Consider the following 12,205-nt stretch of genomic DNA (forward strand, 5'->3'; position numbering starts at 1 on the left):
TGCTCGGACGCAGGCGAATCCTCGATCGCCAATCCCTGTCGCCGCTACATATAGAACGGTCGCCAGTTTGGAACAATTCCAAAACGACGTAATGTCGAGAAAGATGCTCATGAAAAAAGGGCCCCTTTCGGAGCCCTTTTCGCGCCTGTCGGCGGCCTGCGTCATTTCATCGTCGGCATCACAAATTCGGCGCCGTCCTTGATGCCCGAAGGCCAGCGGCTGGTGATGGTCTTGGTACGGGTCCAGAACTTGATCGAGTCCGTACCGTGCTGGTTGAGATCGCCGAAGGACGATGACTTCCAGCCCCCGAAGGAGTGGTAGGCAAGCGGAACGGGGATCGGAACGTTGACCCCGACCATGCCGATGTTGATGCGCGAGGCGAAATCGCGGGCAGCGTCACCGTCGCGGGTGTAGATCGCGACGCCATTGCCGTATTCGTGCTTCATCGGGAGGTCGAGCGCTTCCTCATAGGTCTTGGCCCGGACGACGGAGAGCACGGGACCGAAGATCTCCGTCTTGTAGATGTCCATGTCCGGCGTGACGTTGTCGAACAGGCAGCCGCCGACGAAGTAGCCGTCCTCATAGCCCTGCAGCTTGAAGCCGCGGCCGTCCACCACGAGATCGGCACCGGCCTCCACGCCCTTGTCGATCAGGCCGAGAATGCGGTCGCGCGCTTCCTTGGTAACGACGGGGCCGAGATCGGCCTTCTCGTCGGTATAGGGCCCGATGCGCAGGCTTTCGACCATGGGCGTCAGCTTCTCGATCAGCCGGTTGGCGGTTTCCTCGCCGACGGGAACGGCCACCGAGATCGCCATGCAGCGCTCGCCGGCCGAGCCGTAGCCGGCCCCCATGAGGGCGTTCGCCGCCTGGTCGAGATCGGCATCCGGCATGATGATCATGTGGTTCTTCGCGCCGCCGAAGCACTGGGCGCGCTTGCCATTCATCGCCGCGGTGCCATAGACGTAACGGGCGATCGGCGTGGAGCCGACGAACGAGACGGCGGAAATGTCGGGATGCGTGAGGATGGCATCGACCGCACCCTTGTCGCCGTTGACGACATTGAGGATACCGGCCGGCAGGCCCGCTTCGATCATCAGTTCGGCCAGGCGGATCGGCACGGACGGATCGCGCTCGGACGGCTTCAGGATGAAGGCATTGCCGCAGGCGATCGCCGGCGCAAACATCCACATCGGGATCATGCCCGGGAAGTTGAACGGCGTGATGCCCGCACCGATGCCGACCGGCTGGCGGATTGAATACATGTCGATGTTCGGACCGGCGCCTTCGGTGAACTCGCTCTTCGACAGATGCGGGATGCCGATGACGAACTCGCAGACCTCGAGACCGCGGACGATATCGCCCTTGGCATCTTCGATGGTCTTGCCGTGCTCGCGCGAGAGCGTTTCGGCAAGCTCGTCCATGTTGTCGTTGAGAAGCTGGACGAACTTCATGAAGACGCGGGCGCGGCGCTGCGGGTTGGTGGCCGCCCATTTCGGCTGCGCCGCCCTGGCGTTGTCGACCGCGGCGGCCAGTTCGGCGTCGCTGGCGAGCGCCACCGTGCCTTGCACTTCGCCCGTTGCCGGATTGAAGATGTTGCTCGTGCGACCGCTGGTGCCGGCGACCTTCTTGCCGCCGATAAAATGACCGATCTCGTACATGCTGTCTCCTCCAGATTTTTTCATTGCTGCCAGGAGCACGATCGCACTACAGTCTGTACAAATCAACATGCGAAAATCAGCATCGGTTGTGCAAAAATCGACACAGCAGAGGGGCCGTGATGAACTGGGACGATGTGCGGATGTTTCTCGCGGTGGCCCGCACAGGCCAGATCCTCGCTGCCTCCAAGCGCGTCGGCGTCAACCATGCCACGCTCAGCCGACGTGTGACGGCGCTGGAAGAGGCGCTGAAGACAAGGCTCCTCGTGCGGCGCACCAACGGCTGCGAGCTGACGGCCGAGGGCGAGGTGTTCCTGCATGCCGCCGAGCGCATGGAGACGGAAATGTTGGCGGCCCAGGCGCATGTCGGCCGGGTCGATACGGCCGTTGCCGGAACCGTGCGGATCGGGGCGCCGGACGGCTTCGGCGTATCCTTTCTTGCGCCGAGGCTCGGCCGGCTGACGGCGCGCTTTCCCGCGCTGCGCATCCAGCTCGTACCGGTGCCGCGGTCTTTTTCGCTGTCGCAACGGGAGGCGGACATCGCCATCACGCTCGAGCGACCCGAGCAGGGCCGCCTCGTCTCCTCCAAGCTCACGGACTACACGCTCGGCATCTACGCGTCCGAGACCTACCTGCGCGAGCACGGCGCGCCGGAGACCATCGAGGCGCTGAAGCGGCATCCGCGGATCGGCTATGTCGAGGATCTTCTCTGGACGGCGTCACTCGATTTTACCGGCGAGATCATGCGCAACTGGGATGCGGGCTTCGAGATCTCCAGCGCGACGGGTCAGACGGAGGCGGTGCGGTCGGGCGCAGGCATCGGCATCCTGCACAATTACATCGCACGCCAGCATGGCGCGCTCCGGCGCATTTTGCCCGAAGCGACGATCCGGCGCGCCTACTGGACGACCTATCACGAGAGTGCGCGGGATCTCCTGCGGGTGCGGACCGTGGTCGACTTCCTTCAGGAGCTCGTGGCCGCGGAGACCGCGATCTTCGTCTGAGGCGTTATCGTGAGAACCGGGGAAGCCAGCGGTCGATCATGGCAATTCCGACGTCAGCGCCGGAATTGCCAGACCCGTTGGGGCACGTCATGCGCGTCATCCACCATTGTTTTCGAGCTGCGCATCATGCGCCTCGGTTCTGCATCGAACAGGACAATCCTAGCGGGTAAAACGTGAATGAGACTTTAACAATGCCTTCATCCGGCACGCCGGGCGACCGGAAAGGTTAATACAGGGTGAAGATGTCCCTACGATATCCAAGGTGTCCACCGACACGTGCAGTCGCCAGACGGGCGCGAGAAAACCGGGCGAGATCGCCGTCGTTTCAGCCGCCTCGGACGTCTTGACGCGAGGCCGCCCACAGTCAGGCAAGGCCAGGACGCGGACGCCCACTTCTCCGGATCAACCGGCTGAGCCGGGCAATGCCATCCGTGCCGTCTTCGTCGTCTATACCGTCTAAGCCGTCTGTGGCGAGCGGCGTCGTCCGCGGCCTCAGAGCGTCGGGTTTTCGAGCTCGGCGCGCGTGCCCCTGGACGCGATGAAACGGTTCATGGCTTCGAAGGAGAAGGCGCCGATCGGAAGACGCGTCCCGCCGTCGAGCGCGAGATCGGCGAGGATCTCGCCGACGACGCTCGTGAACTTGAAGCCGTGGCCGGAACAGGGAGACGCAATGACGATACGTGGGTCGGACGGCAGGAGATCGATCAGGAAATCCTCGCTCGGCAGCATGGTGTAGCGGCAGGTCGTCGCGCGCACCCGCAGGCCGGCTGCCGTCGGCAGGCGGCGGCGAACAAAGGCATCGAGCAGATCCGTGTCGCGCGCGTTGACCGGCGGATTGGGCGCATGCGGGTCGATTTCTTCCATGAAATGCGCGTGGCGCCCGACCTTGACGCCATCGACGCCGATGGCCGGGAAGCCGAAATAGGAGCCGTCCTCGCCCTCGTCGCGAATGAAGGCCGGCATGCGCTGCGGCGTGGTGAGGAAGCCGTCCGCCGGCTGATACCAGGCGACGACCTGCTTGATCGGCATGGCTTTGCCGGCGAGATCCGGCACGAGGTCGGTGATCCAGGATCCTGTGGCGACGATCACCCTGCCGACGCTGTAGCGGCCGGTGGCGGTTTCGACCGTAATGTCTTCGGCTTGGGGCCGGATGGCGGTGACCTTCTCGCCGAAATGCAAGACGGCGCCATCGGCCACGGCGAGCTTGACGTGGCCCATGACGGCCGCTTCCGGCCGGAGGTAGCCGCCCTGCGGATCCAGCACCGCGATCTCGTCGTCATCGATCGCAAAGGCGGGATGGCGCGCGCGCAACGCCGCAGCATCCAGCGTTTCCGAAGCCAGGCCGTACATGTCGCTGCTCTTGAGGGTGCCGCTGACGATCTTGCTGTCGGGTAGGCCGATCTGCAGCACCCCGGTGATGGTCAGGATCTCGTCGCGCAGCCGGCCTTCGAGCGCCCGCCAGTTGGCATAGGCGCGCTGCAGCAGCGGCACATAGGACGGATCCTCGAAATAGCCGAGGCGGATCAGGCGGCTGTCGCCATGCGACGAACCGAGCCCGTGGGCTGGATGGTAGGCATCGAAGCCGATGACCGAGACGCCACGAGCGGCCAGATGCGCGGCCGCCGCGCTGCCCATGGCACCGAGACCGACAATGGCGACATCGAAACGGGCCGTTGGGGCGGCAGTCGTCGGGCCAGTCATAGAGCCATTCATGGCGGGCAGTCCTTCCGGTCGTCGGCCTGCCTTTCCTGGCGTGCCTGCGGTGAGGGATAAACCATATCGCGGCGCATGGCGCGAGAAGGAACTTTGCGCCCTGCGCCGGACGGTCGCAGGGATGGGCCCTTACGATGCGGGATCGGCGGCCTCGGGTATAGGCGGCAGGGTCGCCTGCGAAAAGGTGGCAAAGTCGAAGGCCGGAAGCGGGCCGGCCGTCATCAGGGTGAAATCGAATGAGGATCTTCGGTCCGGGCCGAGCACATATTGCCGATGGACGCGCAGGAAGTCGTGCTTGATGCGCGCATAGCGCTCCGCGCTCAGGATGTGTTTCAGCCGGATCGTCACGATCTGCGCCTGCCGGGCTCTTGGATGACCGGAGCAGGCGACCACCGGAGCCTTGTAGAAATGGATCGAGTCCGTCAGGCACTGGACGTCCAGCCAGTCGATCCCGGCCGTTTGTGCGAGCAGGCCAACGCGGACGCGCAGACGGTCGGCGGAGCGAAGGAGCGCGCATTGCAGAATGGCGCCGCCCAGCGTGACGAAGGTCAGGCGATGCTCCTGCATCAAGGCCGGCTCGCGCTCCAGGAGAGCGCCGATCACATGGGCGGCAACGGTGGAACCCATGCTGTGGGATGTGACCAGCACCTCATCGCAGCCCGCGTCGCGCGCCTCCATCAGCACGGCCCGGGCGGACGCAATCGCCCTCTCCAGCCAGAGGTTGATATCGGCACGATCAACGGCCGCCATGGCGACGGCCAGTTCCCAATCGGCGAAGAGGTGGAGCGTGTGAAACCGTTCGGTCCGCGGCATGAGACCGTATCGGAACACCGCGACGGAAACCGGGAGGCTCCAGACGAGATTCCACCCCGGCAGGCCGGCGACAAGCGGCGTGAGCGCAAGGCCGAGACACGCAAGGCACGCCAGCGCAACCAGCAGGAAGGGAAAGACGAAGAAGAGGCCGAAGCGCCAGGCGTGACGGAAATAGCCGACCAGCCCGCCCTGCCAGACCACCCGCGCTGCACTGGCATACCCTGCAAGAAGGCGCCGGTGAAAGGGCTTGTCGGTGAGCAGCGCGACCAGTGCCTGATGATCGAAGACGAAGATGCGGCTCTTCGTGCCGGCAGCATCGTCAGCGCCCGCGTGTGCGGCCGACACGTCGAAGAACGGGATAGGCGCGCCGTCCACGAGAGGACCGACCTGGAAAGGCAGGTTCCAGACGCGTGCGCTCTGCGCTGCAGCCCGGGCATACCGCGCCTGATGCGCCTGCGCATTCAGCGGCTCGAAACCCGGAAAATGCAGAACGATCCGCTTGCGGACGATGGGCACGTCGCCCTGGATCATGACCCTGTTCTCATCTTTCTTCCGCAGACCGGCCCGCACCTGAGCGACATCCGGGTGACACCTGGGCGGGAGCGCTCACAAGCGCTCGGGAGCGCGGCGGTATGCCTGTGTCACCGAACTCTGGCAAGCGGACTTGCCCTTTTTAAGGTGAGGTGCATATCCGTATCCAGACGCTCCATGCCTCAGCGTGGAGGGTTTGGCAACAATGCCGTGTCCCGTGCCGGACGATGTTCGGCTGCCGTTCATCTTGGACGGCGCACACAGGATGACGACATCTCTTTGCCGGGCGGCGCCGCGGGGTCGTTTCGTTTCGTGCCTGTATTCCTACAGATTGCCATCTTGAAAGGTTGATCCCCATGCGTCCCCTGCTCTGTGCCCTGCTCCTCTCGTCCACCGCGCTTCTCGCCGGCTGCGTCGATGACGGCTATCGCGAAAACAGCGTTCGCTACGATAGCGGTCCGCGCTATTCGTCGAGCGGCGTCTATATCCGCCAGTCGCGCTACGACACCGATCGCGTTCCGGTCTACATCGAGCGCGACCGCCGTCCCGACTATGATCGCTACGACCGATATGACCGCTCGCGCGACGACCGCCGCGACCGGGACAGCAGTGACCGCCGGATCCGCCGGGAAGCGGCAGACCGCGACAGGGGCGACAATGACAACCGCTTTGACCGCGACGACGACCGCCGCACGCCCCGCCGTCCCGTCGACATCTGCGAATATCCCTGCATTCGCTGACCTGCCCGCCGATCTCGCGCGCGGTGCCGAAACCGGAGCGGCGTTCTGCGCCGCTTCCACACGACTTTGAAGGACCCGCAGGGCATTGATCTGATGGCTCCGGAGGGCCGTCCGTATGCCTGCCTGCAAGGCCGCCCCGTCTGATCGGCCCCTGCCGGACGTGGTACTGGAATATTCAATCTTTCTTTAGCTTGTCGCAGTAAGTTTGCGCGAACCGGTAGCAGGCATGATGCCTGCACGTCCGACGGTATCCCATGATGCACAGGTTTTGCTGCTGCTCTTCCAGCCGGGCAGATGCTTTCGTGCGCCATCATCCATGCCCCTACGCCCAGACCTGTCCGCAACGCGAGTCGAGAGAGCCCATGTCCCTTTTTGAGAATGCCAAGGTCGGCACCAAACTGATGATCACGTCCGGCGTGAGCATTTTGCTCGTGATCGGCATGATCTCGAACCAGACGATCAGCGATGCGAAGACAGCCGAGGCCAACGCGCTGCTCGAGCGGGAGCAGATCGTTCTCGACGGCGTCGTCAATGCCAAGCTTGCGCTCAGCAACATGCGGTTTGCCTCGCGCGGGCTGCGTCTCGTCAACAGCGAGGCCGAAACGCAGAAGGCCATGGCGGATGTGAAGACCTATTTCGACAACGGCATCGCCGGGCTGCAGAAGCCTGTCGAGGTCGCACCGGAGCGCGACGCGCTGAAGCAGATCGCCGCACGGCTGACCGACTACGCGACGATCTCGCAGAAACGCACCCAGGACATTCTGGCGGCCTTCCAGAAGGCCGGTGGCCGGAAACTGACGCCCGAGGAGATGTCGGCTGCGGTCGCCACCACCGCGACCGACAACACCAAGGTTGCGGAAACCGCCAACCAGCTCATCAACGACGCCGTAAAGAGCGCGACCGAGATCACGGCGGAGGCGAAGGCCGCCCTCACGACGATGATTGCGCAGGCCCGGACCATCTCGCTTGCCATCAACGCAGCGATCATCCTCATCCTCGTCGCATCCGCCATCATTCTGGTGCGCAGTGTCGGCCACCCGATCCGCCGCATGACGCAGGCCATGCGCCAGCTGGCCGCCGGGCAAACCGACATCGATCTCGGCCATGCCACACGCAAGGATGAGATCGGCGAGATGGCGGGCGCCGTCGAGGTGTTCCGCCAGTCCGCCATCAGCAACAAGCGGCTGGAGCAGGAGGCGGAGGCCGCCCGTGCCCACGCCGAAGCCGAGCGCGAGCGCCTGACGGCCGAAGCCGAGGCATCGGCGCGCGAGCGCATGCAGCAGGCCACGTCCGGCCTCGCCACAGGCCTGCGCCGCCTTGCAGCCGGCGATCTCGGCTTTCAACTGGACCAGGCGTTCGCACCGGATTTCGAGGCGCTCCGCCATGACCTCAACGGCGCCATCGCCCAGTTGTCGGCGACCCTGCTGGCTGTTGCCGAAGCGACCACGCAGATCGACACCGGGACGCGCGAGATCAGCCAGAGCACGGACGATCTGTCCCGCCGGACGGAACAGCAGGCGGCCTCGCTGGAGGAAACGGCCGCCGCCCTCGATGAAATCACCGTCAACGTGACGAATTCTTCGAAACGTGCCGAAGAGGCCCGCTCGGTCGCCGTCCAGGCCAACACCAGCGCCGGACAATCCGGGAAGGTCGTCGCGGACGCGGTCGACGCCATGCAGAAGATCGAGCAGTCGTCGAGCCAGGTCGCCAACATCATCGGCGTGATCGACGAGATTGCCTTCCAGACCAACCTTCTCGCCCTCAATGCCGGCGTCGAAGCCGCGCGTGCCGGAGAAGCCGGCAAGGGATTTGCCGTCGTGGCGCAGGAAGTGCGCGAGCTCGCGCAACGGTCTGCGAAGGCGGCCAAGGAGATCAAGGATCTGATCCGCATCTCCTCGGTCGAGGTGCAGGGCGGCGTCAAGCTGGTCAGCGAAACCGGCGAGGCGCTGAAGACCATCGAAGGCTATATCGTCACGATCAACCAGCACATGGACGCGATCGCGACGTCGGCCCGGGAACAGTCCGTCGGCCTTTCCGAGGTCAACACGGCCGTCAACCAGATGGACCAGGTAACGCAGCAGAACGCAGCCATGGTGGAAGAAAGCAATGCCGCGAGCGCCACGCTTGCAGGTGAAGCCGAACGCCTGCGCGACCTGATCAGCCGCTTTCAGTTCGGCGACATCAAGCGCGCTGCCGCACGGACGACGACACCCGTCGCAGCCGGTGCCGGCCACCGACCTGCGGCCTCCCCCGCCCGCAAGATGAACGCCCAGATTGCCCGCGCCTACTCCGGCAATGCGGGCGCCCGCATCGCGGCCTCCGGCAACACGGCTGTCCAGACGTGGGAAGACTTCTGATCCATCGGACCATCCCGGGGAACGGCATGCGCCAGCCGCGAGAACCCGCGGGTGGCGTTTCTGTTCAACGACGGGCTCGAGCGGTCCCTGCCCTGCCGATGCGCAACGTCGCCGGCGGTCGCGGGAAACAGGTCGGCGCCTCGAACCGGTCACGGATACTTCGCGGGCGAGCCCCGCCCGCAGCCCGAGCCAAAGCCGTTGCAAATGACCAGCCGATATGTTTATGTACTCATCAGTCAGTTTTTATAACTCATCGATCAATCAAAAAGACCAAGAAGAAATCGGGCGTTGAACTGGGAAGGGAGGTTCACTTTGGATCATTCGACGAATCCGCTCCGTGTCACGCCAGTCGGCTCGGAGTCAGATCAACGCCGTGTTCGCGGGCAGATTGAAAGATTATCGCCAATGGCAAATGAAAACGGGCGACCAAAGGTTGTCGAGCGCGACGAGATCGTGCGGGCTTTGAACGTGGGGAAATCGTTCGGCACGCACAAGGTTCTGGACGGGATCAATCTGACTGTCCGCTCCGGCGAGGTGCTCGCCATCATCGGGCCGAGCGGCTCGGGAAAGAGCACTCTTCTCCGGTGCCTGAACCAGCTGGAGCCCCAGACGGAAGGCTCGATCACGCTTGCAGGCATCACGATCGATGCCCGGAAAGCTGCAACCAAAAAGCAGCTGACAGACTTGCGGCGCTCTGCGGGCATGGTCTTCCAATCCTTCAATCTCTTTCCCCACCTCAGCGTTCTCCAGAACATCAGCCTTCCGCAACAGCGCGTTCTCGGTCGGCCGAAGGCAGAGGCGGATATTCGCTCGAGAGCCCTTCTGGAGCGTGTCGGCCTCGCCTCCAAGGCCGACCATTATCCCGTTCGCTGCTCCGGCGGTCAGCAACAGCGTATCGCCATCGCGCGCGCCCTTGCCCTCGATCCGAAGATCATGCTGTTTGACGAGCCGACATCGGCTCTCGATCCGGAGCTGGGTCTCGAGGTTCTTGCGGTCATGAAGGAACTGGCCGATGGCGGCATGACCATGGTCGTCGTCACGCACGAGATGCACTTTGCGGAAACCGTCTCCAACCGCGTGATGATCATGGCCGACGGCCGTGTTCTCGAAGAGGGCCCCAGCCAGTCGATCATGCGTGATCCGCAGACGGAGCGGGCGCAGCGGTTTCTTCAGGCGGTCAAGAACCGATGAGCGCAGAGTCTCTCCTCGTCATCCTCAGTGGCATTCCCTGGACGCTGGCGATCACGGCCGGCGCCTTCACCATGGGCGCGATCCTCGGCATACCGCTATGCGCGATGCGCGTTTCGCGCTCCTGGCTGCTGCGGTCCATGGCCATCGTGATCGTGCTGATCCTCCGGTCGGTTCCGCCCATCGTCTGGCTGTTTCTCCTGTACTTCGGCATCGGCTCGGGATTTTTCCAGGTCGGCCCCATGCAGGCCTCGATCGTCGCCCTGGGACTGATCACCGGCGCAAATCTGTCGGAAATCTGCCGCGGCGCCCTGAAGAGCATTCATCCCGGTCAGTGGGAAGCCTCTCACGCACTGAACATGCCGCGCTGGTCGGTCTTCATTGACATCATGGTCCCCCAGCTTGTGCGCGTGATCCTGCCGTCGGCCACGAGCTATATCATCGGCCTGCTCAAGGATTCCGCCATTGCATCGACCGTCGGCGTCACCGAGATCGCGTTCCAGGCGAACTTCATCTCCCGGCGACACTTCCAGGGGCTGGAGGTCTTTGCGGTCGCCGGTCTCTTCTACATCCTGATCAGCCTCCCCGTTGCCGCTGTGGCACGGTACAGCGACGGCGTCCTGAGAGCGAAGGTGGCCCGATGAGCGATCTCTTCACCTTCTGGCTCGAAAACCTCCCCACCATGATCGACGGCCTGATCGTCAGCCTGGAGGTCACCGGCGTTGCCCTTGCCGTCGGCATTCCCCTGGGATTGCTGCTGGCTCTCGGCGTTCAGTCCAGGACCCGGGCCGTGCGCTGGGCGACGATGGCCGTCGTGGAAATCGGCCGGGGTGCCCCTGCCCTCATCATGCTGCAGTTCTTCTACTTCGGCCTGCCGCAGGCGGGCGTCAGCCTCACCTCGTTCTCGGCAGCGGCCTTCGCGCTCGCCTGGACGACCAGCGCCTATACCAGCGAGATCATTCGCGCCGGCCTCGAGGCGGTCCCCTATGGCCAGAAGGAAGCCGCCGCCGCGGTCGGCTTCACCCATACCGACGCCCTCCGCTACATCATCGTGCCACAGGGCCTGAGGGTTGCGGCGCCGGCGCTCCTCGGCTTTTCGATCCTCATGCTCCAGGCGACCTCGCTCTGCTTTGCGATCGCGCTGCCGGAGCTGCTCTCCCAGGCCTATATGATCGGGACGAACACCTTCCAGTATCTGCCGATCCTTCTCCTGGCGGGCATTCTCTACGCATTGATCTGCATCCCGGCGACGATTGCGGTCTCCCTGCTGGAGCGCAGCCTCAGCCGGCACACGGCCTGAGATGCGCGCCCCGCCACGGCAGACGTGCAGCGGGGCAGATCCGCGTGAACACCCGCACTCGACCGCAATGCACGATTGAGCAAGCGCCGATCCGGACAAATGAATTGACTGAGCGGTCAGAATTTTTATAAGTCTGGGTCGCAGTGCCTGAGCGATGAAGAGTCGTTCATGGCGGCCGGAACCTCCTGCGTGCAACGACCGGAGGCTCTCATGCTTGAAGACGAGGGTTTGATGAAGTTGAAGGTCAGGGAAGAGCTGAAGCTCAAGAAACAGGCCTATGTTCAGGAAGAGATCCTGACGGCGGCCGCCGCCTTGTTTGCGGAGACCGGCGTGCGTGCCGTGACCATCGACGATATCGCTTCCAGTCTCGGCTACACCAAGAGCGTGGTCTACTACTACTTCAAGAACAAGAACCAGGTTCTCTGGGAAATCTTCGAACGCATCCACGAGGCCTGGTCGCAGGACATGACCTCGATCATGGAAAAGGACCTTCCGCCTGCCGAGCTTCTCGGCGCCATGATCCGTCAACATGCGCTGAACGTGATGGGCCGCAAAGCTTGGACAGCGATCTATTTTCGCGACCAGGCGGAGCTCACCAGTGATCAGCAGAAGATCATCGTGAAGCGGAAGCGCGAATACGACCAGTTGTTCAAGACCGTCTACACGAAGGGTGTCGAGGCCGGCATCTTCCGCGACATCCCGACGCCCGTCATCGTCAGCGGAATCATCGGCATGGCCAATTTCACCCATGCATGGTTCAAGGAAGGCCGCGGCCTCGCGCCCGAAGAGATCGCAAACCACTATGTCGAGATCATCCTGAACGGATGCCGGACCGCCTGATCACTGGGCATCCGCTAACGTCGTGGAGGTGGACAGGGGCGGTTCTTCGCGCCGATCCGACACC

10 protein-coding genes are annotated in these 12,205 nt (G+C 63.8%); 7 read left to right on the top strand and 3 right to left on the bottom strand.

Annotated elements, in window-relative coordinates:
• Positions 1-161 precede the first annotated feature (161 nt).
• Positions 162-1,658 (bottom strand): CoA-acylating methylmalonate-semialdehyde dehydrogenase, encoded by a 1,497-nt coding sequence (locus tag ASG03_RS03845; protein ID WP_062692346.1) that lies wholly within the window; start codon positions 1,656-1,658, stop codon positions 162-164.
• 119 nt (positions 1,659-1,777) lie between these two features.
• Between ASG03_RS03845 and ASG03_RS03850 the strand changes: the two genes are divergently transcribed.
• Positions 1,778-2,659, top strand: coding sequence for a LysR family transcriptional regulator (locus ASG03_RS03850; RefSeq protein ID WP_062692348.1), 882 nt, complete (start codon positions 1,778-1,780; stop codon positions 2,657-2,659).
• A 492-nt stretch (positions 2,660-3,151) separates the two neighbouring features.
• Here the strand turns inward: ASG03_RS03850 and solA are convergent, their stop codons facing one another.
• Positions 3,152-4,372 carry an N-methyl-L-tryptophan oxidase gene (gene solA, locus ASG03_RS03855; RefSeq protein WP_244475152.1) on the bottom strand — a complete coding sequence of 407 codons (1,221 nt, stop codon included), beginning with the start codon at positions 4,370-4,372 and terminating at the stop codon, positions 3,152-3,154.
• Positions 4,373-4,501: 129 nt separating this feature from the next.
• Positions 4,502-5,716 (bottom strand): hypothetical protein, encoded by a 1,215-nt coding sequence (locus ASG03_RS03860; protein ID WP_443216578.1) that lies wholly within the window; start codon positions 5,714-5,716, stop codon positions 4,502-4,504.
• Positions 5,717-6,072: 356 nt separating this feature from the next.
• On the opposite strand from ASG03_RS03860, the gene ASG03_RS03865 reads away from it, so the two are divergent.
• The 6 genes from ASG03_RS03865 (at position 6,073) to ASG03_RS03890 (ending at position 12,141) form a co-directional block, all read left to right on the top strand.
• Positions 6,073-6,456 (top strand): hypothetical protein, encoded by a 384-nt coding sequence (locus ASG03_RS03865; protein ID WP_062470095.1) that lies wholly within the window; start codon positions 6,073-6,075, stop codon positions 6,454-6,456.
• A 362-nt stretch (positions 6,457-6,818) separates the two neighbouring features.
• Positions 6,819-8,813 carry a methyl-accepting chemotaxis protein gene (locus tag ASG03_RS03870; RefSeq protein ID WP_062692350.1) on the top strand — a complete coding sequence of 665 codons (1,995 nt, stop codon included), beginning with the start codon at positions 6,819-6,821 and terminating at the stop codon, positions 8,811-8,813.
• Positions 8,814-9,218: 405 nt separating this feature from the next.
• On the top strand, positions 9,219-10,004 hold the full coding sequence (locus ASG03_RS03875; protein WP_082475525.1) for an amino acid ABC transporter ATP-binding protein: 786 nt from the start codon (positions 9,219-9,221) through the stop codon (positions 10,002-10,004).
• Positions 10,001-10,645, top strand: coding sequence for an amino acid ABC transporter permease (locus ASG03_RS03880; protein ID WP_062692352.1), 645 nt, complete (start codon positions 10,001-10,003; stop codon positions 10,643-10,645). The genes ASG03_RS03875 and ASG03_RS03880 overlap by 4 nt, the downstream gene beginning before the upstream one ends.
• Positions 10,642-11,301, top strand: coding sequence for an amino acid ABC transporter permease (locus tag ASG03_RS03885; RefSeq protein WP_062692354.1), 660 nt, complete (start codon positions 10,642-10,644; stop codon positions 11,299-11,301). Before ASG03_RS03880 ends, ASG03_RS03885 begins: the two co-directional genes overlap by 4 nt.
• 210 nt (positions 11,302-11,511) lie before the next feature.
• Positions 11,512-12,141 carry a TetR/AcrR family transcriptional regulator gene (locus ASG03_RS03890; protein WP_200934679.1) on the top strand — a complete coding sequence of 210 codons (630 nt, stop codon included), beginning with the start codon at positions 11,512-11,514 and terminating at the stop codon, positions 12,139-12,141.
• Positions 12,142-12,205: the final 64 nt, after the last annotated feature.

It is taken from the genome of Rhizobium sp. Leaf341, from assembly GCF_001424325.1.
Classification (GTDB): domain Bacteria; phylum Pseudomonadota; class Alphaproteobacteria; order Rhizobiales; family Rhizobiaceae; genus Ferranicluibacter.

Excerpts from the sequence above, each read along its gene's own strand:
- ASG03_RS03865 (WP_062470095.1), top strand. The coding sequence starts at position 6,073 with ATGCGTCCCCTGCTCTGTGCCCTGCTCCTCTCGTCCACCGCGCTTCTC.
- ASG03_RS03850 (WP_062692348.1), top strand. The coding sequence starts at position 1,778 with ATGAACTGGGACGATGTGCGGATGTTTCTCGCGGTGGCCCGCACAGGC.
- ASG03_RS03880 (WP_062692352.1), top strand. The coding sequence starts at position 10,001 with ATGAGCGCAGAGTCTCTCCTCGTCATCCTCAGTGGCATTCCCTGGACG.
- ASG03_RS03890 (WP_200934679.1), top strand. The coding sequence starts at position 11,512 with ATGCTTGAAGACGAGGGTTTGATGAAGTTGAAGGTCAGGGAAGAGCTG.
- ASG03_RS03860 (WP_443216578.1), bottom strand. The coding sequence starts at position 5,716 with ATGATCCAGGGCGACGTGCCCATCGTCCGCAAGCGGATCGTTCTGCAT.
- ASG03_RS03845 (WP_062692346.1), bottom strand. The coding sequence starts at position 1,658 with ATGTACGAGATCGGTCATTTTATCGGCGGCAAGAAGGTCGCCGGCACC.
- solA (WP_244475152.1), bottom strand. The coding sequence starts at position 4,372 with ATGAATGGCTCTATGACTGGCCCGACGACTGCCGCCCCAACGGCCCGT.
- ASG03_RS03870 (WP_062692350.1), top strand. The coding sequence starts at position 6,819 with ATGTCCCTTTTTGAGAATGCCAAGGTCGGCACCAAACTGATGATCACG.
- ASG03_RS03885 (WP_062692354.1), top strand. The coding sequence starts at position 10,642 with ATGAGCGATCTCTTCACCTTCTGGCTCGAAAACCTCCCCACCATGATC.
- ASG03_RS03875 (WP_082475525.1), top strand. The coding sequence starts at position 9,219 with ATGGCAAATGAAAACGGGCGACCAAAGGTTGTCGAGCGCGACGAGATC.